The 21622-nt window shown below is 35.8% G+C and carries 22 protein-coding genes; 14 read left to right on the top strand and 8 right to left on the bottom strand.

Annotation, left to right across the window (positions count from 1 at the left end):
- Nucleotides 1-37 precede the first annotated feature (37 nt).
- The 5 genes from ACSVH9_RS09290 to ACSVH9_RS09270 all read left to right on the top strand — a co-directional run bounded on the left by ACSVH9_RS09290 (nt 38) and on the right by ACSVH9_RS09270 (nt 3525).
- The gene (locus ACSVH9_RS09290; protein WP_438063478.1) at nt 38-604 is read left to right on the top strand and encodes a PepSY domain-containing protein; all 567 of its coding nucleotides are present in this window, start codon (nt 38-40) and stop codon (nt 602-604) included.
- A gap of 152 nt (nt 605-756) precedes the next feature.
- The gene (locus tag ACSVH9_RS09285) at nt 757-1476 is read left to right on the top strand and encodes a hypothetical protein (protein WP_438063477.1); all 720 of its coding nucleotides are present in this window, start codon (nt 757-759) and stop codon (nt 1474-1476) included.
- A gap of 40 nt (nt 1477-1516) precedes the next feature.
- The gene (locus ACSVH9_RS09280) at nt 1517-1900 is read left to right on the top strand and encodes a VOC family protein (RefSeq protein ID WP_438063476.1); all 384 of its coding nucleotides are present in this window, start codon (nt 1517-1519) and stop codon (nt 1898-1900) included.
- A 26-nt stretch (nt 1901-1926) separates the two neighbouring features.
- Nucleotides 1927-2385, top strand: a complete 459-nt coding sequence (locus ACSVH9_RS09275) for a hypothetical protein (RefSeq protein WP_438063475.1) — start codon at nt 1927-1929, stop codon at nt 2383-2385.
- 207 nt (nt 2386-2592) lie between these two features.
- The gene (locus tag ACSVH9_RS09270; RefSeq protein ID WP_298299872.1) at nt 2593-3525 is read left to right on the top strand and encodes a peptidylprolyl isomerase; all 933 of its coding nucleotides are present in this window, start codon (nt 2593-2595) and stop codon (nt 3523-3525) included.
- 68 nt (nt 3526-3593) lie between these two features.
- Here the strand turns inward: ACSVH9_RS09270 and ACSVH9_RS09265 are convergent, their stop codons facing one another.
- Nucleotides 3594-4112: a lactoylglutathione lyase family protein gene (locus ACSVH9_RS09265; RefSeq protein ID WP_438063474.1), complete on the bottom strand. Its 519-nt coding sequence runs from the start codon at nt 4110-4112 to the stop codon at nt 3594-3596.
- A gap of 136 nt (nt 4113-4248) precedes the next feature.
- Between ACSVH9_RS09265 and ACSVH9_RS09260 the strand changes: the two genes are divergently transcribed.
- The gene (locus ACSVH9_RS09260) at nt 4249-4548 is read left to right on the top strand and encodes a tRNA-binding protein (RefSeq protein ID WP_438063473.1); all 300 of its coding nucleotides are present in this window, start codon (nt 4249-4251) and stop codon (nt 4546-4548) included.
- On the opposite strand, the gene ACSVH9_RS09255 is transcribed toward ACSVH9_RS09260, so the two are convergent.
- The 4 genes from ACSVH9_RS09255 to ACSVH9_RS09240 form a co-directional block, all read right to left on the bottom strand.
- On the bottom strand, nt 4545-5090 hold the full coding sequence (locus tag ACSVH9_RS09255) for an RBBP9/YdeN family alpha/beta hydrolase (protein WP_438063472.1): 546 nt from the start codon (nt 5088-5090) through the stop codon (nt 4545-4547). The two genes, ACSVH9_RS09260 and ACSVH9_RS09255, sit on opposite strands and share 4 nt — an antisense overlap.
- Entirely contained in the window at nt 5090-5917 is an 828-nt protein-coding gene (locus ACSVH9_RS09250) for an alpha/beta hydrolase (protein WP_438063471.1), read from the bottom strand. The genes ACSVH9_RS09255 and ACSVH9_RS09250 overlap by 1 nt, the downstream gene beginning before the upstream one ends.
- Nucleotides 5918-6146: 229 nt before the next feature.
- The gene (locus tag ACSVH9_RS09245) at nt 6147-6527 is read right to left on the bottom strand and encodes a PUR family DNA/RNA-binding protein (RefSeq protein ID WP_438063470.1); all 381 of its coding nucleotides are present in this window, start codon (nt 6525-6527) and stop codon (nt 6147-6149) included.
- 64 nt (nt 6528-6591) lie between these two features.
- A complete protein-coding gene (locus ACSVH9_RS09240) occupies nt 6592-8370 on the bottom strand; it encodes an ABC transporter ATP-binding protein (RefSeq protein ID WP_438063469.1) in 1779 nt (592 codons plus the stop codon).
- A 198-nt stretch (nt 8371-8568) separates the two neighbouring features.
- On the opposite strand from ACSVH9_RS09240, the gene ACSVH9_RS09235 reads away from it, so the two are divergent.
- From ACSVH9_RS09235 to yajC, 3 genes are all read left to right on the top strand, one after another.
- Entirely contained in the window at nt 8569-9672 is a 1104-nt protein-coding gene (locus ACSVH9_RS09235; protein WP_315143015.1) for a Glu/Leu/Phe/Val dehydrogenase, read from the top strand.
- A 194-nt stretch (nt 9673-9866) separates the two neighbouring features.
- Nucleotides 9867-10778, top strand: a complete 912-nt coding sequence (gene nusB, locus ACSVH9_RS09230) for a transcription antitermination factor NusB (RefSeq protein WP_438063497.1) — start codon at nt 9867-9869, stop codon at nt 10776-10778.
- 60 nt (nt 10779-10838) lie between these two features.
- Nucleotides 10839-11111, top strand: coding sequence for a preprotein translocase subunit YajC (gene yajC, locus ACSVH9_RS09225; RefSeq protein ID WP_438063468.1), 273 nt, complete (start codon nt 10839-10841; stop codon nt 11109-11111).
- Between the two features lie 79 nt (nt 11112-11190).
- Here the strand turns inward: yajC and ACSVH9_RS09220 are convergent, their stop codons facing one another.
- Together ACSVH9_RS09220 and pepT are read right to left on the bottom strand one after the other, a co-directional pair.
- Nucleotides 11191-11721, bottom strand: coding sequence for a hypothetical protein (locus ACSVH9_RS09220; protein WP_438063467.1), 531 nt, complete (start codon nt 11719-11721; stop codon nt 11191-11193).
- Between the two features lie 226 nt (nt 11722-11947).
- Nucleotides 11948-13225, bottom strand: coding sequence for a peptidase T (pepT, locus tag ACSVH9_RS09215; protein ID WP_438063496.1), 1278 nt, complete (start codon nt 13223-13225; stop codon nt 11948-11950).
- Between the two features lie 132 nt (nt 13226-13357).
- Between pepT and ACSVH9_RS09210 the strand changes: the two genes are divergently transcribed.
- From ACSVH9_RS09210 to ACSVH9_RS09195, 4 genes are all read left to right on the top strand, one after another.
- Nucleotides 13358-14380, top strand: a complete 1023-nt coding sequence (locus ACSVH9_RS09210) for a quinone-dependent dihydroorotate dehydrogenase (protein WP_438063466.1) — start codon at nt 13358-13360, stop codon at nt 14378-14380.
- A gap of 118 nt (nt 14381-14498) precedes the next feature.
- Nucleotides 14499-15362, top strand: a complete 864-nt coding sequence (locus ACSVH9_RS09205) for a hydroxymethylglutaryl-CoA lyase (protein WP_438063465.1) — start codon at nt 14499-14501, stop codon at nt 15360-15362.
- A 58-nt stretch (nt 15363-15420) separates the two neighbouring features.
- Nucleotides 15421-15963: a hypothetical protein gene (locus ACSVH9_RS09200; RefSeq protein ID WP_438063464.1), complete on the top strand. Its 543-nt coding sequence runs from the start codon at nt 15421-15423 to the stop codon at nt 15961-15963.
- A complete protein-coding gene (locus ACSVH9_RS09195; protein WP_438063463.1) occupies nt 15960-17366 on the top strand; it encodes a DUF5723 family protein in 1407 nt (468 codons plus the stop codon). Before ACSVH9_RS09200 ends, ACSVH9_RS09195 begins: the two co-directional genes overlap by 4 nt.
- A 119-nt stretch (nt 17367-17485) precedes the next feature.
- Here the strand turns inward: ACSVH9_RS09195 and ACSVH9_RS09190 are convergent, their stop codons facing one another.
- Nucleotides 17486-19987 carry a cation-translocating P-type ATPase gene (locus ACSVH9_RS09190; protein ID WP_438063462.1) on the bottom strand — a complete coding sequence of 834 codons (2502 nt, stop codon included), beginning with the start codon at nt 19985-19987 and terminating at the stop codon, nt 17486-17488.
- A 150-nt stretch (nt 19988-20137) separates the two neighbouring features.
- On the opposite strand from ACSVH9_RS09190, the gene guaB reads away from it, so the two are divergent.
- Nucleotides 20138-21610 (top strand): IMP dehydrogenase, encoded by a 1473-nt coding sequence (guaB, locus tag ACSVH9_RS09185; RefSeq protein ID WP_438063461.1) that lies wholly within the window; start codon nt 20138-20140, stop codon nt 21608-21610.
- Nucleotides 21611-21622: the final 12 nt, after the last annotated feature.

Genomic DNA, 21622 nt, shown 5'->3' with positions numbered 1-21622 from the left:
CAAACAATATTTTTAATGCATTACTACGAATTGTCATATGAACGAAAGTAACAAAAGAAAAAGTCAGGCTAAAACATTGAGAGTATTTAGAAAAGTGCACCGAACCACGGGCGCTTTTTTATTTATTTTCTTTTTCATTATATCCATCTCGGGATTACTTTTAGGATGGAAAAAAAACAGCGGTGGTTTACTATTGGCCGATTCGCGCAAAGGAACCACTACCGATTTGAGACTATGGCTCCCCGTGGATAGTTTACAACAAAAAGCCTGTTATTATTTGCAAAAAGAAGTTTCACCTAATGTTTCTTTAGCTTTGAATAGAATTGATATTCGTCCCGATAAAGGAATGGTGAAGTTTGTTTTTGAGGAAGACTATTGGGGCGTTCAATTGGATGGTGCCACTGGAGAACTTTTGCATCTAGAACGTAGAAACGCTGATTTTGTCGAAAACATTCACGATGGTTCGTACTTAGATGCGTATTTTGAAACTGGTAACGGTGTCTTTAAATTGGTTTATACCACTGTAATGGGACTAGCTCTTTTGGTTTTTACTATAACTGGTTTTTGGCTTTGGTATGGGCCTAAGCGAATGCGTGTTGCCTAGCTGTAATTTGAAACTACTTTTAGTTATCCAATTCAATTTTGTTTTGTAGATTTGTTAAGTTGTTGTTTTTTAAAGGGTTGTGTTTTGTTTGTAAAAGCGAATAACACATTCTAAGACCTTATTGATTAACTATAATTTTAACAAATAAGAATATGAAAAAAGGATGGGTAGTTTTTGTTTTACTCTTTTTGTCACAAATTACTTTCGCGCAAAAAGAATGGTTTTCCACTTTTACTGATTCGACCGCTTTGGTCAAACAAGCCAATCAGATTTCATCAACGTTCATCAAAGACATAGCCAAAATCAAACCAACATTGGTGCTAACCTTAAAAACTAGATTGAATACCACGCCTTATCTTATTTATTATGATGATGATGGTAAACAAAAAACAGCCAATTTGCCATTATGGGAGCAAGTAATTCCCGAACAAAAAGCTTTTTTCTATGAAGTGGCTGGGGGAGAAGTAGAGGGTAAGGAGGTTTTTGGATTGTTTTTTAACGGATTTTATTTGCCGCATGAGCTTGGACATGCCCTACAACAAATGATCGAAGGGAATGTGTTCGGCTCATATGAAAGTGAGTATTTAGCAAATGTTGTTGCGATGCTTTGGTGGAAAAAACAAGGCAAACAAAAAGAATTGGAACAATGTTACAACTATGCCAAAAAAATGTGGGCAAAACTACCTAATCCAGTACCGGAAGGAATGACTATAGAGGCTTATTTTAAGGCTAATTACCAGCAAGCTTCTCAAAATCCGTATACTTATGGTTATATGCAATTCAAGCAATTTATTTTGGTTTATGAAGATAAAAACTTGCCCAATTTTGAAGTGTTTGTCAAGAATTACCTAGCCTCAAAAGGAAAATTATAATAGAGTTTCACAAGAATTTTTAATCTAAAATTATAATGCTATGAGAACAGTAAATGCAGTAACTTGGTTCGAAATCTATGTTGACGATATGGATAGAGCTAGAAAATTTTATGAAACTGTTTTAGGAGAAGTGATGATACCAATGCCAATGCCTGAAGGGTTTTCCGGTCAAATGGTTGCTTTTCCTTGGGTAGAAGGTGCTACTAATTCGTCAGGAGCGCTTGTGCAAGATGAAACAAGGAATCCAAGTGCAGCAGGAACTTTAGTCTATTTTGCTTGCAGAGATTGTGCAGAAGAATTAAGCAGAGTAGAAGCAGCTGGAGGCAAAGTCGTTGCGCCAAAGTTTGCTATAGGCGAACATGGTTTTTGTGGATTAGCTTCTGACACCGAAGGCAATACAATCGGTTTTCACTCGATACATTAATGTATAGTTCCAATAGAATACTTTAAATGACTCCATTATTCAAAAAATTAAATTTTAAAAACCAAGAGGCTATTTTGGTTCTCAATGCCCCAGCATCTTTTGTTTCAGAAAAAGAGGCGATGGCAAACGAAACTGTTTTTTACGACAACGAAAATGAAATAACAACTATTGATTTTGTTATGGTTTTTGTCACGCAATTGCAAGAAATAGAAACAGCAATTACATCACTTTTTCCAAAAATTAACGGTGATGCTATCGTTTGGTTTTGTTATCCAAAAGGAACTTCCAAAAAATATAAATGCGAATTCAATAGAGATAATGGTTGGGCGGTTTTAGGAAATTTCGGTTTTGAACCCGTTCGTATGGTTGCTGTTGATGAAGATTGGAGTGCTCTACGATTCAGAAAAACGACCTATATTAAAACGCTTACTCGCAGTTCTAGTTTTGCTATTTCTGCCGATGGAAAAGCCAGAACTCAAAAGTGAAATATTCTAAATTAAAAATGTAGCAGTCAAAAACTAATGTCAAGTTTTTTTAGCCAAAGAATAAGAATGATAGGACTTAGGAGTGGGAATTCAACGTCAGATTATGGTTCTAGTGTGAGGATTTTGTGAGCTAATAAAATAATAATAAGCAAAAATTGATATCGCATTTATTTTCGTAAATTTGCGCCTCAATAAAAATAATTTATCATGGAAAACGGAATATACGCTAAATTCAATACCTCTAAAGGATCGATTTTGGTAAAATTGACGCACGATTTGACTCCAGGAACTGTTGGGAATTTCGTGGCTTTGGCAGAAGGAAATATGGAAAACAAGGTTAAGCCTCAAGGTGTAAAATACTATGATGGTTTATCTTTTCACAGAGTAATTCCTGATTTTATGATTCAAGGGGGATGTCCTAAAGGTACAGGAACTGGAGATCCAGGATACAAATTTGATGATGAGTTTCATCCTTCTCTAAAACACGATCGCCCAGGGGTATTGTCTATGGCTAATGCTGGACCTGGAACCAATGGATCACAGTTTTTTATCACTCACGTTCCGACAAGCTGGTTGGATAACAAACACACTGTTTTCGGACATGTAATCGAAGGACAAGAGGTTGTAGATGCTGTAGCACAAGGAGACCAATTGGAGACTTTAGAAATTATTCGTGTTGGTGAAGAAGCGCAAAACTGGAATGCTATCGAAGCTTTTATCGGTTTAAGAGGTGCTAGAATGAAAAGAGAAGCAGCTTTGAAAGCAGAAGCAGAAGCAAAAATGGAACAATTGGCTGCTGGTTTTGAAAAAACAGAAAGCGGATTGCGTTACCAATTCATTCAAAGAGGTTCTGGTAAAAAAGCAGAAAACGGAAAAACTGTTGCTGTACATTATGAAGGTTCTCTTGAAAACGGAAAAGTATTTGATTCTTCTTACCCAAGAAAAAAACCAATCGAATTTCGTTTAGGACAAGGTCAAGTGATTGAAGGTTGGGACGAAGGAATTGCTTTGTTGCAAGTGGGTGATAAAGCCCGTTTTGTAATCCCATCAGATTTGGCTTATGGTCCAAGTGGAGCAGGAGGAGTAATTCCACCACACGCCACTTTGATTTTTGATGTTGAATTAATGGACGTAAAATAAAAAAAGCGTTACTCAATAAATAGATCCCAAAACAGACTAATTGACTGTTTTGGGATTTTTTTATGTAATTATAAATCATGCTGGTACGCTCCTGCTCCATAATGCAATTCATAAGAATGGGAATATATTTCAATGATGTTGCCAAAAGGATCTTCCATATAGACCATTCTATAAGGCTTTTCTCCAGGATAGTACTCTCGTACTGGCATCCTTTGTTTTCCTCCAGCTTCTACAATGCGTTTTGCTAGGCCTTCAACATCGGGATCTTGAACACAAAAATGGAAAATTCCTGTTTTGTAGGGTTCAAAGTCTGCTTTTGGCTTCGTATTTTGAGGAAATTCAAACAACTCAATTCCGATTCGGTCGCCTGTAGACAAATGGGCAATCTTGAAAGTTCCCCATCCAGAACCAAAAACGTCTATGCACATTTGTCCAATTGCTGTATCTTTTTCTTCTTGTACTATGGTCGGTTCCATAATAACATACCAACCCATAACATATTTGTAGAAAACTACGGCTGCTTCTATATCTGGTACTGAAATACCGATATGTGAAAAAACTCTCGGATAATTATTTAAGTTACTCATAATTAGTGTTTTAAATTTAAATAAAATTACATTTTTTTTTGATAAAAGCTGTAATTTGTATTCCTAAAACCACCAGTAAATAAAATGGAATATGCAATGTAAAACGTTAAGTTGGGAAGAATTTGAAAGAGTATAGATGCGAGTAGGAACCATTTTACAAGTAAATGATTTTCCTGAAGCTAGAAAACCAGCTTATCAACTCACTATTGATTTTGGTACTATTATAGGTATTCGTAAATCTTCGGCTCAGATAGCTTCGCATTATACGAAAGAGGAATTAGTAGACCGACAAATCGTAGCGGTAGTTAATTTTCCTAAAAAGCAAATAGGCAAATTTATGAGCGAATGCTTGGTGCTTGGCGCTGTTGGCAAGAAGGGTGATGTGGTTTTGTTGTCTCCCGATTTTAAAATAGAAAACGGATTACGAATAGCTTAGTTAATTTTTTGGATTAATAGCTTCAAAATCTCTTGTCCTTCTTCCCAAAGACCTAGTTTCATTTCGGAATTGATGTGTCCTTTTCTTCCAATGTTTATAAAATCACTTCCCCAGCTTTTGGCTAATTCTTGAGCTCTTTCCAAAGTCATGTAAGGGTCGTTTTCACTTCCAACCACGATGGAAGGAAAAGGCAGTGGTTGCAATGGAATTGGTGAAAAATTCCAAGTACACTCTGGTGTGTGTTCAGGGGAATCAACATCAGCGGGTGCTACTAATAATGCTCCTTTAATGAAAGGGTTTTCAAATGTATTTGCCCAATGCGCGACCAAAATAGTGGCCAAACTATGCGCTACCAAAATAGTAGGTTCTTGAATGGATTGAATGGTTTCGTCTAAACGGTCGAGCCAATCGTTGAGTAAAGGTTCATCCCAGTTTTCTTGGGTCACTTTAGTAGTATTTGGAAAATGATCTAACCAAAAGTTTTGCCAATGACCCACGCCTGAGTCACCTAATCCAGGAATAATGAGGAGTTTTGGTGTCATTATGATTTCTTTTTTAATGCTATTATTTTTTTTACTTCTTTGATCACTAGCGGAAGTGCGGGTTCTACCATTCCGTGATCAAATCCTTCTAATTCATAAAGTGTGGTCGATGTGTGGCCTTTGATTTTCATCATGCGCATCAAATAGGCATTTTCTTCGTAGCGTCCCAAAAGTTCGAGTTCGCGATCTCCAGTGATTAATAGTAAAGGTGGTGCATCAGCTCGAACGTGAAACAAAGGTGCGAATTCGTCAATTATGGGTTGTGTGTCTGGAATGCCTCTTTCTTTTCTGATTTCAAAATGAGTAATGGCTTGTCCGCTTAAAGGGATGAGTCCTGCAATGGTATTGGCATCGATAGCATAAGGCTGTAACCATTTTTTATCGAGTCCAATCATCATTCCGAGATAGCCCCCAGCAGAATGTCCAGACACAAATAGTAAAGAGGAATCGCCTCCATATTTTGCGATGTTCTTGAAAGTCCATGCTACTGCGGCAGCGACATCTTCGATACAGTTTTTCACTTTTACTTTGGGAGAAAGTCGGTAGTTTACTCCAATAATGGCGAAACCTTTTTCTTTTAATCCAGATAAAATTTCTTTGTTTCCTCCTGATAATCCTCCTCCGTGAAACCAAATTATAGTGGCAAATCCTTTGCTGTTTTTGGGGTAGTAAATATCTAATACGCAACGTTCTTTGGTGTAAGGGTCGGTTGATGCAACAGCTTCGTTGTAATAAGGAATGTTGTTTTCTTGAACATATTCTATTTTTTGTCCCCAAAGAATAGGACTTATGAGCAATAGTAGAAGGGCGAAATAGGTGGTTTTCATGGATTTTTTTTTACTCCATAAATATATTGATTTTGGAGGATGTTATGAAAAAGAGACGTGATTTTTAGCCCTGATGGAAGCGGTATCCTTGCTGGGGCTCTTTTTTTCAAGAGCCCCAGCAAGATATAGCGTACAGCAGGACGAGGCGTGAAGGATAAAAAGGACTTTTGCTCCAAAAAAAAGCCCAAAAATCAGTTGACTTTTGGGCTTAGGTAAGTGTTAAGTGTTTTTAGATGTCATCAAAATCGATATCTGTAAAACTAGATACTTTTGGGGTATTTTCGTCTTCTACTGTTTCGTTTGAAAACTCTCTTTTGAAATCTTTTTGGTGTCTTTCCGAAATTACTTCTTCTCCTTTGTGGTTTAAAATGTAAGAAGTCATGTCGCCTAAAATTTCTTCGAAAGCTGCAAAATCCTCTTTATACAAGTAAATCTTGTGTTTTTTAAAGTGGAAAGAGCCATCTTCTTCGGTAAATTTTTTGCTTTCGGTAATGGTAATGTAGTAATCGTCAGCCTTTGTGGCTCTAACATCAAAGAAATACGTTCTTCTTCCAGCGCGAAGCACTTTAGAGTAAATTTCTTCTTTTTCTAGCATGTCATTTTCTCTCATAATTCTTTCGATCCTTTTATAAATAGCAATCAAAAATCATAAAAAATTATTGATAAAACAACATTTATAGTAATTCTTTTTCCGAAAGTTGTTTTAAATAAAGAGCGGAATAATAACCGTTTTCGTTTATTAATTGATTATGAGAGCCTTGCTGGATTATTTGTCCATTTTCAAGGATTATGATTTTGTCAGCATTTTTTGCAGAGGAAACTCTATGGCTTACAATGATGGTGGTTTTGTCTTTACAAATTTCAAATAAATTATTCAAAATTGCCTCCTCAGTTTCGGTGTCTACAGCTGATAAACAGTCGTCAAAAAGTAAAATTTCAGGTTTTTTGATGATGGCTCTAGCAATAGAAACACGCTGTTTTTGTCCTCCAGACAAAGTGATACCACGTTCGCCTAAGATGGTGTCGTAACCTTTGTTGAATCCTTCAATATTGTCATGAACTACAGCGCTTTTGGCAGCGGCGATAACCTCGTCATCGGTGGCGTTTTCTTTGCCAAACTTGATATTGTTTTTGATACTATCCGAGAAAAGGAAGGCGTCCTGAGGTACAATTCCGATGCTGTTTCTTAAGTCAAATAAGTTCAACTGACTGATTTCTTTTCCATCAATTTTTACTTGGCCTTCGGTTACATCGTACATTCTAGAAATGAGTGATAAAAGCGTTGATTTTCCTGAGCCCGTTTTACCAAGAATAGCCAATGTTTCTCCTTTTTTTACAGTGAACGAAATGTTTTTAAGTGCTTCGATATTGGTGTCTTCGTAAGTGTAGCTTACGTTTTCGAAACTAATGGTTCCATCTACAGTGCTTGATGATGGATTGTTGTTTTGGATGTCTGGTACAATTTTTAGGAATTCGTTCAAGCGTTTTTGAGAGGCTTCTGCTTCTTGTACCATTGACGAAACCCAGCCTAAAGAGGCTACTGGCCAAGTTAACATATTGACATACAAAATAAATTCTGCGATGGTACCAATGCTTTTTATGGTGCCGTTGATGTATAACATTCCACCAAAATAGATAACCACTAAGTTGCTAATTCCAATTAACGCAAGCATCAACGGGCCAAATAATGACTGAACTCTGGCAAGACTTAGGCTTTTGCTTTTGCTTTCTTCTGCGAGTGAGATGAGGTTGTTTTGTTGTTGATTCTCTAATGAATACGCTTTTATAACACGAATTCCAGAGAAAATTTCCTGTGTAAAACTAGAAACTTTGGATAAATATTGTTGGAAAACCGTACTGCGAATATTGATTTCTGAACTCAATTTGAAAATTGCATACGACAAAATTGGTAGAGGCAGTAACGTGTAAAGGGTTAATCTTGGCGAGACATTGTACATATATGCAATGACAATGGCAAAACGAATAAAGGTGTTGATGGTATACATCACGGCGGGTCCTACGTACATTCGTACTTTGGAAACATCCTCGCTAATACGGTTCATTAAGTCTCCAGTGCGGTTTTGTTTGTAGAAGTTTTGTGAAAGATTTTCGTATTGACGAAACACTTCATTTTTCAAATCAAATTCGATATGACGTGACATTACAATCAGTGTTTGTCGCATCAAAAAAGTTAAAAATCCAGCAATAATTGTTGTAGCAATAATCAATAAAACGTTGTGAATGAGTTCTTCTCGGTATTGACCAATGACCATTGTAGATGATTTTTCTACACTAGAAAGTTTGTCGAATTTTTCGATAGCTTCAAGTGAACTACTAATTAATTTTGGAGTAAATAAGGAAAATATTTGTGCGATAATTGTGATTAAAATACCAAGAGAGAAACTGAATTTGTATTTTATAAAGTATTTATCTAAATAACGTAATTCTTTCATTTTTTTTTGAGATTCGGACTTGTTTCTTTTTCTATTATTACTTTTTTGTTAAAAAAAGTAAGGTGTGTTTTCTTTTGAGCGTAATAAAATTTTATGATATTGTCAAAATAACGATTTAAAATTAGGTTATGTTTGATTATTTTATATTTTTGACTTGAAATTTTATCAATTTTGTAAAATAATAAAAACAACACGCTCATGAATGCAACAATAGCAACCGCTAAGGAAATTCAAAAAATGGATCCTGTTTTTGGTCAAATGTCGTTTGACGACCACGAACAAATTGTATTTTGCAACGACAAAGATACAGGATTAAAAGCAATAATTGGTATTCATAATTCTGTAATGGGACCTGCTTTAGGTGGTACAAGAATGTTCAATTATAGCAATGAATGGGAGGCTTTGAATGATGTTTTGCGTTTGTCACGCGGAATGACTTTTAAATCAGCTATTACCGGTTTGAATATTGGTGGTGGAAAAGCAGTAATTATTGGTGATGCTAAAACACAAAAAACACCAGAATTGATGCGTAAGTTCGGTGAATTTGTTCATTCATTAAGTGGAAGATATATTACAGCTGAAGATGTTGGAATGGAAACTGCCGATATGGACATCGTGAGAGATGTTACTCCTTATGTAACTGGAATTTCAGAAGAAAGAGGTGGCGCTGGTAACCCTTCTCCTGTAACTGCTTTTGGAGTTTATATGGGAATGAAAGCAGCGGCTAAACAACAATTTGGTTCAGATGTTTTAACTGGTAAAAAAGTTTTAGTACAAGGAATTGGTCACGTTGGTGAAGCTTTGGTTGAGTATTTGACTAAAGAAGGTGCTTTGGTGACTATTTCTGATATCAACGAAGAACGTTTGTATGAAGTTGGTCAAAAATACAATGCGACTGTTTATACTGGAACAGATGTATATGCAGAAGAAGTAGATATCTATGCGCCTTGTGCAATGGGAGCTACTATAAATGATGCAACTATTCATAAAATTAAAGCGAAAGTAATTGCAGGAGCAGCAAATAATCAGTTGGCTAATGAAGTGGTTCACGGAGCAATTTTGCAAGAAAGAGGCATTTTGTATGCGCCAGATTTCTTGATTAATGCTGGTGGAATCATTAATGTATATGCGGAATTAGCGCATTACGGAAAAGCTGAAATTATGGCTAAAACCGAAAATATCTATAATACTACTTTAGAGATTTTTGATTTTGCAATTGCTAACAAAATGACCACACACCAAGCAGCTTTGACTATTGCACAACAACGTATTGCTGAAAGAAAATTAGCAAATAGCAAATAATATTTTTTATAAATTTTTTAGTGTTCCAATTATAGAAAGGTTTTTCGAATCTTTTATTAATTGGAACACTTTTTTATTTATTAAATAAATTACTGTTCAAATTTTCATTTAAAGGATGAAATCCTTAATTTTGCAGACTAATTTTTAAAAGTTCTTACAAGGTGGTAAACAGAAGACACATCCGCGTTAAAGTCATGCAATCCATTTATGCTATGCATCAAAATGGTGCTGATAATCTAGAAAAAGAAGAAAAATTTCTTTTTTACAGTATCGATAACATTCTAGATTTATACCTTACAATGGTGTCATCATTATTAGAAATTTGTAAAAAAGAACAAATCTTTTTGCATTTATCAAGTCAAAAACACCTTGCAACTCCTCAAGAACGTAAACCCAACGAAAAGTTTATTAAGAATGCTGTTTTTCAGATTTTGGCTGAAAACAATTCTTTGAGTATCGCGATGGAAAATCGTAAAATCAATAATTGGTCATTGAACGATGATTACATTATTATTTTGCTTAATGCGATAAAAGAAAGCAAATTGTATGCTAAATACATGAGCAATACAGTTAATACTTTTGAAGAAGATAAAGAATTTATTGCAGCTATCTTTGAAGAAATTATTGTTCCTAATGAAAAGTTATACGAATATCTTGAGGACGATAAATTGACTTGGATTGATGATATCCCGATGGTAAATACTCAAATTTTGAAACAGTTAAAAGCATTGAAGCCTCTGGAGGAAGATAATTTTAGAGTGCCAAAATTATATAAGGATACCGAAGATAAAGATTTTGTCCGCGATTTGTTTCGCAAGACGGTTTTGAATGAAAAAGAATTGGCTAAAACGTATGACGATAAAACGCCAAATTGGGACAGTGACCGTATTGCCGAGGTTGATACCATTATATTAAAGATGGCTATCTGTGAGTTTTTGAAATTCCCATCAATTCCTGTGAAGGTAACTTTGAATGAATATTTAGAAATTGCAAAAGAATATTCTACGCCTAAAAGTAGTATTTTTATCAACGGAATTTTAGATAACCTTGTAAAAGAATTAACTGAAAGCAAGAAGTTGGTAAAAGTTGGTCGCGGTTTGATGTAGTCAATTGCGAGTAATATTTAAATTTAACAAAACAAAAAATAACAAATTAAGATTTTTATTATGGGACAATTACAACAGTTTTTACCGTTTTTATTGATGTTTGTGGTGATTTATTTCTTCATGATTAGACCACAACAAAAACGTGCTAAAAACGAAAAAGAATTTGAAAGCAGTTTAAAAGTAGGAGATAAAATTGTAACTAAAAGTGGATTGCATGGTAAAGTTGCTGAGTTAGCTGAAACGACAGTTATTATCGAAACTATGTCAGGCAAATTGAAAATGGAGCGTTCTGCTATCTCAATGGAAATGAGTGCGGCTTTGGCTAAGAAATAGTAGGTTTGCTAATCAAATAAAAAAATCCCAAATTCCAAATTAATTGGAGTTTGGGATTTTTTAGTTTGGAACAATCGGTTTATTTCTTTTTGTTCTTTTTGTTTTTCTTGGCTTTTTTTGCCTTTGCTTTTGCTTTTTTCTCTTTAGCCTTAGCTTTTATTTTTGCCTTTTTGGCTTTGTCTTTTTTAGCCTTTTTTGCTTTCTTGGCTTTTGCTTTAGCTTTCTCTTTAGCTTTAGCTTTTTTGGCTTTTTCCTTTTCCTTTTCGCTCATTTTTACTTTGTTTTTTTTCTTTTTTTTGTCTTTTGACTTTTTATCAGGGATTAGGTCAAGTGCCGTGATTTCTGTTTTTTCTATAGTTACAGTTTCTTCAGTTGCTGGGCTGATGGTTTCTTCAGGAGCAGTAGAGGTCGTGTCTGTTTTTGTGCTACGTCTTCTTGTTTTTGGTGCAACAACGTTTGTTTTTGTAGTTTCTGTTGCGACCTTTTTTGTGGCAGCTGTTGCTGTTTTTGCGGTTCTCGTTCTTCTTACAACTGGCTTTTCAGCTTTTGGTTGCTCTGTAGTTGGAGGTGTAGCCTCTGGAGTGATATTGTCTTCTGTTTTTTCTATCATGGTTTGGGCTGTTGATTATAATTTTCTATTATTTGTCTTGTGTTAATGAATTGTTTATTCAATATTAACAAATGTAGTGAAGATTAATCAAATACAATGTTAAGTTTTTAATGGGCGGTGGGGTGGAAAAAGGAATAGAAATAAAAAAACCTCCAAAAAGTTCAAAGACTTTTTGGAGGTAGTATTTTTTACAACAATTTTAATCTGGAATCAGATATGTTGTTATTTATCTTTTGCGTCTTGATTTAGGCGCGGGATTTTCAAAATCGGTACTTGCGGTAAGTTGAGCAATTTTTACAATAACATCTATTGCCTTTTGCATGCTTTCTACAGGTACATATTCGTATTTACCGTGAAAGTTGTGACCACCGGCAAAAATATTTGGGCAAGGCAATCCTTTGTAGGATAATTGACAGCCATCGGTTCCTCCACGAATAGGTTTGATTATCGGTTTTACTCCGACTTGTTTCATCGCTTCTTCTGCAATATCTACGATGTGTTTAACTGGTAACACTTTTTCCTTCATATTGTAGTATTGGTCTTTAATCTCAGCTGTAGCAATAGACTCACCAAATTGTTTGGCGAACTTTTTATTGATTTTTTGGACCATTTTTTCAATCAATTCTTTTCTCTTTTCAAACTTTTTCTTAGAATGGTCTCTAATGATAAGTTCTAAAACTGTTTCTTCAATACTGCCTTTCAAGTGATGAACGTGAAAAAAGCCTTCGTAACCCTTAGTTTCTTGCGGTGTTTCTCCTTTTGGTAAATCACTAATAAAATCATTAGCAATGAGCATCGAATTAATCATTTTCCCTTTTGCATAACCGGGATGTACACTTTTTCCTTTGAAGGTGATTTTAGCTCCCGCAGCATTAAAATTTTCATATTCTAATTCGCCTACTTGACTACCATCCATAGTGTAAGCCCAATCCGCTCCAAATTTTTCCACATCAAAATGATGAGCGCCACGGCCAATTTCTTCATCGGGAGTAAAACCAACTTTAATGGTTCCGTGTTGAATATCTGGATTTTGAATCAAAAATTCCATTGCCGAAACAATCTCAGTGATTCCGGCTTTATCATCAGCACCAAGAAGCGTAGTTCCATCGGTGGTGATTAAGGTTTGTCCTTTGTATTGTAATAAATCTTTGAAATATTTTGGCGAAAGAACGATGTTTTGTGCTTCGTTGAGTACGATATCTTTTCCATCGTAATTGGGTACAATTTGAGGTTTTACATTGGCACCAGTAAAATCTGGAGTAGTGTCAAAATGAGCAATAAAACCAATGGTTGGCACTTTTTTGTCAACGTTACTTGGTAATGTAGCCATAATGTAGGCTTTGTCATCAATTGTCACATCTTGTAGTCCAATTTTTTGGAGCTCCTCTACTAGTTTATGGGCAAGATCCCATTGTTTGGCACTACTAGGGGTGGTTTCAGAATTTGGGTCGGATTCAGTATCAACAGTTACGTAGCTTATAAAACGATCAATAATGTGTTGCATGGTGATTATTTTTTTAGCAAAGGTAAACATTTTGGGCTGTTTTTTTTAAACTAAAAGCTAGGCTTCGGGTTCACTTTTTTGCTGGTTTTTGAAATCAATTCTTTACTTTTGTGCCACACAACTACACTACTTATGTATAAATTATTGATTCGTCCGATACTTTTTTGTTTTGACCCTGAAAAAGTACATTATTTCACCTTTTCGTTAATTAGAATAGTGTCTAAAATCCCAGGATTTACGGCAATTTTCAGATCGCTTTATGTGGTTAATGACAAACGTTTAGAGACCGAAGTTTTTGGTTTAACGTTCAAAAATCCTGTAGGTTTGGCGGCTGGTTTTGATAAAGATGCTACTCTTTATAAAGAACTTTCTAATTTTGGTTTTGGATTTATTGAAATAGGTACGTTAACACCAAAAGGACAAGAAGGAAATCCTAAAAAACGTTTGTTCCGATTGAAGGCAGATCAAGCCATTATCAATCGTATGGGATTTAATAACGGAGGTGTTTTAGAAGCAGTTGAGCGTTTAAAGTCGAATACCGATGTGCTTATTGGGGGTAATATTGGTAAAAATAAATTGACGCCCAACGAAGAAGCTACTTCGGATTATGAAATTTGTTTTGATGCTTTATACGATTATGTGGATTATTTTGTGGTTAATGTAAGTTCACCTAATACTCCAAATTTAAGAGCGTTACAGGATAAAGAACCACTGACTCAGTTGCTGCAAACACTTCAAAATAAAAATATAACTAAAGTTAGCCCTAAACCGATTTTGCTAAAAATTGCACCAGACTTAACAGATGAGCAATTATTAGATATCATTGATATTATGGCAGAAACTAAAATCGCGGGTTTAATTGCAACGAATACTACACTTTCCCGCGAAGGCCTTTTATCTGAAACCAAAGGAGAAGCAGGAGGATTGTCAGGCAAACCGTTAAAGAATCGTTCAACTGAAGTGATTCGATTTTTGGCAGAAAAAAGCAATCGTGCTTTCCCAATTATTGGCGTGGGTGGTATTCATTCTGCCGAAGATGCTATTGAAAAATTAGAAGCTGGTGCTAGTCTAATTCAATTGTATACTGGTTTTATTTATGAAGGTCCTGCTTTGGTAAAAGCAATCAATAAAGCTATTTTGAAGCAAAAGAGATAGTGGTTTTTCTGAATTTAAAAACATCTAATCCTAAGAACTAAGAGCTAGTAACTAAGGACTAGTTACTTTCTTACTTTTCGATTTTGAACTTTAATTCCTTTTGCTATCTTTGAAAGCTATGGAGCCAATAAAAATTATCGAATGCCCACGTGATGCGATGCAAGGAATAAAAACATTTATTCCTACCGCTAGAAAAGTATCGTATATTCAAGCATTATTGCGAGTGGGTTTTGATAGTATTGATTTTGGGAGTTTTGTTTCTCCAAAGGCAATTCCTCAAATGCAAGATACGGCAGCGGTGTTAGATCAATTGGATTTATCGAAAACGGATAGTAAATTATTGGCTATAATTGCCAATGTCCAAGGGGCAAAAGATGCTGCTTCTCACCAACCAATTCAGTATTTGGGTTTTCCCTTCTCAATATCTGAGAACTTTCAAATGCGAAATACGCACAAAACCATTGCAGAATCTTTGGTTACCTTACAAGAAATTCTCGAAATTGCCGACCAGCACAATAAAGAAGTGATTGCTTATCTTTCAATGGGATTTGGAAATCCATATGGAGATCCTTGGAATGAGGAAATTGTGGGCGAATGGACAGAACGATTGGCACAAATGGGAGTGAAGATTCTGTCGTTGTCCGATACGGTTGGAAGTTCCACCCCCGAAGTTATCACGCATTTGTTCTCTAATTTGATTCCGAAATACCCCGCGATAGAATTTGGGGCTCATTTGCATACTACTCCAGATAAATGGTTTGAAAAAATAGATGCAGCTTATAATGCTGGTTGCAGACGATTTGATGGAGCGATTCAGGGTTTTGGTGGTTGTCCTATGGCTACTGATCGTTTGACGGGAAATATGCCAACCGAAAAACTACTCTCTTATTTTACCGCGAAAAAAGAAAACACCAATTTGAGTGCGATGAGCTTTGAAAGCGCTTATAACGAAGCTTCAAAATTGTTTGGGGAGTTTCATTAAAACAATGTACTAAACTAATAATCTATTCGTTTGGAATAGTAGTAATAAATATGAAAGGATGAAAGTAACCCAAACCCTACTCGGATTTTTTGTATTTTTCTTTGCGATGTCGTGTAGTAGCGACCTCGATTTTGATCAAGTAAATGACCTTCAGTTGCAACCCGTGGTTGTGGCTAATTTATCAAGTTTTGATGTGGCAGCGGGTCAGTTTGTAAATAATGGCACAGAACAAGCTGTTTCTATAGACACTCCAGACGTTGGAGTTTTTAATGACTCTTTTTTTAGAGATAATTTAAGCAAAGCCGATTTGTTTTTCGAAGTCAATAATACCATCAACAGAGCTTTTATTTTGAGATTGGTGTTTCTTGATGCTGCTAATACGCCACTTACAACGATTCAAATGGATATTCCTGCTTATGCCGGAACGACTAATCAAACCACTTTAACGCAAACATTCCAAGGCACTAATCTTGATTTATTAAAGCAAACCAAAAAGATTGCTTTTGTGGTTACCTTATTGCCTGGGCCACCATTAACTTCAACTAGTGTTGGGAATTTGAAATTACGTTCTAGTGTAACCGCCTATTTTGATATTCAATGAGACAATTTACTACGTGTGTGCTACTACTTTTAGGAAGTGTACTTTTAGCTCAAAATAAAGCCGTTTTGTATAATTTTACGGCAATTCCACAATCTTTATCTTTAAATCCAGGGGCTGATGTAACCTATAGATGGTACGTTGGCGTTCCTTTATTGTCTGGGATTTCGGCTAATGTCGGCTCGACCGGTTTTTCAGCTTATGACTTATTTGCAGATAATGGTGTGAATTTTAATACCAAATTGCGTAATGTTATTTTTTCAACTTCAAGAAATGATAAAGTAAGTTTGAATCAGCAATTGGAGGTTTTTCAAGGAGGATTTAAAGTAGGTGATTGGAATAATAACGCGTATATTTCTTTTGGAATGTATGAAGAATTTGATGTATTGAGTTATGTTCCAAAGGATTTAGCTATTTTAGCTTTAGATGGAAATCAAAATTATTTAGGGAAGTATTTTAATTTGAGTGATTTGAATGCTCGTGCCGAAATGTTAAGTGTTTTTCACGTAGGCTATAATAAGAGAGAAAATGAAAAATTGATTTGGGGAGTAAGAGGAAAGATTTATTCTAGTATTTTCGATGCTCGTTCTACCAAAAACTCAGGTTATTTGTATACCATTCCTTCTAATGGCAACACTATGTACGAACAAGTCATCTCGGCCGATATGTTGTTGAATACTTCCGGAATTGCAAAATATGACGACAAAGATGACGACTCTGATGTGGCCAAAGACATACAAAAAAGAGCGCTTTTAGGAGGGAATCTAGGTTTGGGTTTTGATGCTGGAATCACCTATTATCCCAAAAAAGATATTCAAATTACAGCTAGCGTGCTTGATGTAGGTTTTATTCGTCATACAAAAGAAGTAGAAAGCTATCGTGCGAAAGGGACCTATAAATATGAAGGTATTCTCCCAGATTTTTTCAACGGTACTGGAGGTAATAACATAACCGAAGAGTTTAATGATGCTTTTCCTAGAGATACCTTAAAAGGAAGTTACACGTCGTGGAGGCCGGTTAAATTTAATGCTTCGGCACAATATTCTTTCGGACAAACCGAAGAAGAAGATTGTAATTGTAAATCCAGTGATGGTACTGCAAAATATAATAACTCCGTTGGATTGCAATATTTTGCTATGTCAACACCACGAGCTCCAATGATGGCTTTGACGGCTTTTTATAGAAAGAAAATTTTCACTGGGTTAGAAGCCAAAGCCACGTATACTGTAGATTCTTTTTCGAGTAAGAATATTGGTTTGGGTTTGTCAACACAAATAGGTCCTGTCAATTTTTATTTGATGGCAGATAATTTATTAGAGCTCAGAGATGTTGCCAAGGCGCAAAGTGCCTCTTTTCAATTAGGACTTAATCTGATTTTTGCGGAGAAAAAAGAGGGAGAATATTAAATAGTTCAAATCCCAAATCCCAAATCCCAAATCTCAAATCCTGAATCCTAAATAGTAAATCCCAAATTCCAAAGACATAGTTGGAATTTGGGATTTTTTATTCTTGAAATTTGTATTTTTTAGCTTTTTCTTCTTTTGAAAAATTTATAAATTTCAATCCAAAAGACTGCAATTACAGCTACCAGAGTACACCATCCTATTTGAAGTAAAGTGATTTTTTCGAATAAGAAAAATTTAGATAATGGTGGAATAAAAAGTAGTAAAGCTGTAATGAAAAGCGTGATTCCGATGATGAGCACTACAAGATTATTTTTGTATTTCCAAGTTGTTAGCACCGAATAATAAAAAGAGCGATTAGCTAATGTCAAGAACACATTCGAGAAAATCAAGGTCAAAAACACCATAGTTCGAGTGCCACTTTCACTATACTGATTGGCTATGGCAAATTGGTAAATAAACAACAATCCTGAGGTTATCCATAGTCCTTGAATTAAGCTAATGGTGATTTCTTTCCAACTGAAAAAAGTGGTACTCAATGGTCTTGGTTTTTGTGTCATCAAATTGTCTTCCATAGGTTCATTTTCATAAATGATAGAGCAGGTGGGACCCATAATCATTTCTAAGAAAATGATGTGGACTGGTGAAAATATGTTGGGATACATCCATCCCAAAGCTAATGGAATAAGCACGATTAAAATGATGGGAATATGGATAGAGATAATGTAGCGAATGGCTTTTTTGAGATTCATATAGATTTTTCTTCCCATAGCAATGGCGTCTGTCATTTTAGAAAAATCATCGTCAACCAAAATTAAATTCGCGGCTTGTTTGGCAATTTCTGTCCCTTTTTTGCCCATAGCAATTCCGATGTGTGCTGATTTTAGCGCAGGTCCATCGTTTACGCCATCTCCGGTCATGGCTACAATTTGATTATTGTCTTTTAGCGCTTGAATGATTTTGAGTTTAGCCTCTGGAAACATTCTAGTAAAAATAGTAGTTTCCATTACTTTTTCTTTCAATGTAGCAAGACTCATTTGCATTAGTTCGTCTCCGTTGAGTATTTTTTCAGGGTTTTTAAAACCAATTTGTTGAGCAATCGTAGCGGTGGTTTCGGCATTATCACCTGTAATTATTTTAACGGCAATTCCGGCTTTATAAAAAGTTTCTAAAACTGCTTTGATGTTCTTTTTTGGAGGGTCATAAAAAGCAACAAGACCTTTAAAATCTAGTTCAAATTCTTGTTGTGTTTTAGGGAAATTGGTTCCGTTAAAAAGGGCTGTCCCAACGCCCAATACTCGAAATCCTTTTTTGGTCATAGCGAGAAAAGCCGTGTTGATTTTTTCTTTCTCAGTTTCAGATAGTTTAGAACAGGCAATAATGGCTTCTGGTGCTCCTTTTGTTGCAATAATTCGATGTCCTTCTTTATTTTCGAATACATGCGTCATCATGGGTGGTTTTCCACTCAAAGGATATTCGTGTATCATTTTATATTGAGGACGTTCATCTGTTGCAATGGAATTGGTGTAGGCGTCATGCAATGCCATTTCCATAGCATCAAACGGAATGGGTTCACTCGCCCACATCGCAGAGGTAATTAGTTCTTGTTCTTTGGGGTTTAAATTGGAATGACTTGCTGTAACAGTTGTGGCATCAAGAGTGAACCATTCGGCAAGACTCATTTTGTTTTCGGTTATGGTGCCTGTTTTATCGGTACAAATAACGGTGGCACTTCCTAAAGTTTCAACTGTTTTAGTTTGTTTTACAATAATTCCCATTCGCAGTAATCGCCAAGCACCAAGCGCCATAAAAGTGGTAAAAGCTACAGGAATTTCTTCTGGGATGATACTCATGGCGAGCGTTAGCGCTTTAAGTAAACTGTCTAAAATTAGTTTAGAATTCCAATAATTAATTCCCCAGACAATGATAAAAGCAACCAAACCAATCAAAGAAATATAGGTGACAAAATTGCTAATTTGAATTTGTAATGGCGTTTTTTCTTCGACGATGTTGTCTAGACTTTTTCCAATTTTCCCTAACTGTGTTTGACTTCCAATGGCAGTAACTTGGCAAATAGCCAATCCGCTTGCGACTATGGTTCCTTGATACACTTGTTTGTTTTCGGATTGTTCATTTTTTGAAACCGATAAAGATTCTCCAGTTAATATGGATTCATTGACCGAAAAGTCATTGGATTGGATGATGATTCCATCGGCGGGAACAAAAGTTCCTTCTTCTGTTTGTATAAAGTCGCCTAAAACAATTTCTTCACTCGGAATCTCAATAACAATTCCATTCCGAATGACTTTACTTTTGGGTTGTGTTAACTTAGATAGTGCTTCAATGGCATTTCTACTTTTCGATTCTTGGTACAAGGAAATGGATACGACCAAAATAATAGCCAAAAGCATGAATATGCCATTATTGTAATCCGCAGTTATGAAATAAACACTGGAAGCCGTGAGTAATAATAAGAACATAGGTTCCTTTATCAATTCGAAGAGCGAGTGCAAAAAGTTGTTTTTTTGTTGATGTTCGGTTGAATTGGCACCGTTTTTTGTTCTAGAGGCAATAACTTCTTCTGAAGAAAGCCCTTGGATAGAGGTAGTATTGGATTCAGACATAATGATTGTAGTTTCTATTGGATTTTTGTCTGTTGAAGTAATAGTGGCAAATGTTCCAATTCCTGCAATTTAGTCAATTAATGTAAAATTTAGGTGTTTTTTTGCTTAAGATTGTCTATATTTGCACGCAATTCAACTAGAAATTGCACCATGAAAGCACACAATTCCAAGATTATCGGCGAAGGTTTAACTTACGATGATGTATTATTAGTTCCAAATTACTCTAGCGTTCTTCCTCGCGAAGTGAGTATTCAATCAAAATTTTCAAGAAACATAACTTTAAATGTACCTATTGTATCTGCAGCTATGGATACAGTGACTGAAAGCGCGATGGCTATTGCTATGGCTCAAGAAGGAGGTATTGGAGTGTTGCACAAAAACATGACGATTGAGCAACAAGCAGCCAAAGTAAGAAAAGTAAAAAGAGCTGAGTCAGGAATGATTATCGACCCTGTTACTTTGCCTTTGACTTCTACGGTTGCCGATGCTAAAATGGCAATGAAAGAATATGGTATTGGAGGAATTCCAATCGTTGATGAAAATAAAATTCTAAAAGGAATTGTTACCAACAGAGATTTGCGTTTTGAGAAAAATACATCAAGAGCTATCGTTGAGGTAATGACTAAAGATAATTTGATTACGGTTGCAGAAGGAACTTCTTTAGAACAAGCTGAGGTAGTTTTGCAAGGTCATAAAATCGAGAAATTGCCTGTTGTAAATGATAAATACGAATTGGTTGGTTTGATTACCTTTAGAGATATTACTAAATTGACTCAAAAACCAATTGCCAATAAAGATGTTTATGGTCGTTTACGAGTAGCAGCAGCCATTGGTGTTACAGGCGATGCAGTGCAAAGAGCTGAAGCTTTAGTTCACGCAGGAGTAGACGCTATTATTATTGATACGGCTCACGGTCATACACAAGGTGTGGTTAATGTATTAAAAGAAGTAAAATCTAAATTCCCACAAATTGATGTTATTGTTGGTAATATCGCAACACCAGAAGCAGCACAGTACTTAGTTGAAAGTGGAGCTGATGGGGTAAAAGTAGGAATTGGTCCTGGGTCAATTTGTACGACTCGTATCGTTGCGGGAGTAGGTTTTCCTCAGTTTTCTGCTGTGCTTGAAGTAGCAGCTGCTATCAAAGGTTCTGGTGTACCAGTAATTGCTGATGGAGGAATTCGATATACAGGAGATATTCCTAAAGCTATTGCCGCTGGAGCTGACTGTGTAATGTTAGGGTCATTATTGGCTGGAACAAAAGAATCACCAGGTGAAACCATCATTTTTGAAGGAAGAAAATTCAAATCATACAGAGGAATGGGTTCAGTTGAAGCCATGCAAGAAGGGTCGAAAGACCGTTATTTCCAAGACGTAGAAGACGATGTGAAGAAATTAGTTCCAGAAGGAATTGTTGGACGTGTACCGTACAAAGGAGAGTTGAACGAAAGCATGCAACAATTCATCGGTGGACTTCGTGCAGGTATGGGATATTGCGGTGCAAAAGATGTTCCGACTTTAAAAGAAACGGGTAGATTTGTTAGAATCACAGCTAGTGGAATTAACGAAAGCCATCCACATAATGTTACGATTACTAAAGAAGCGCCTAATTATTCTAGGTAGTTTTAATTTTGT

Source organism: Flavobacterium sp. RSSB_23 (assembly GCF_051547145.1).
Taxonomy (GTDB): domain Bacteria; phylum Bacteroidota; class Bacteroidia; order Flavobacteriales; family Flavobacteriaceae; genus Flavobacterium.
This window is presented reverse-complemented; position numbering and strand designations above follow the sequence as displayed.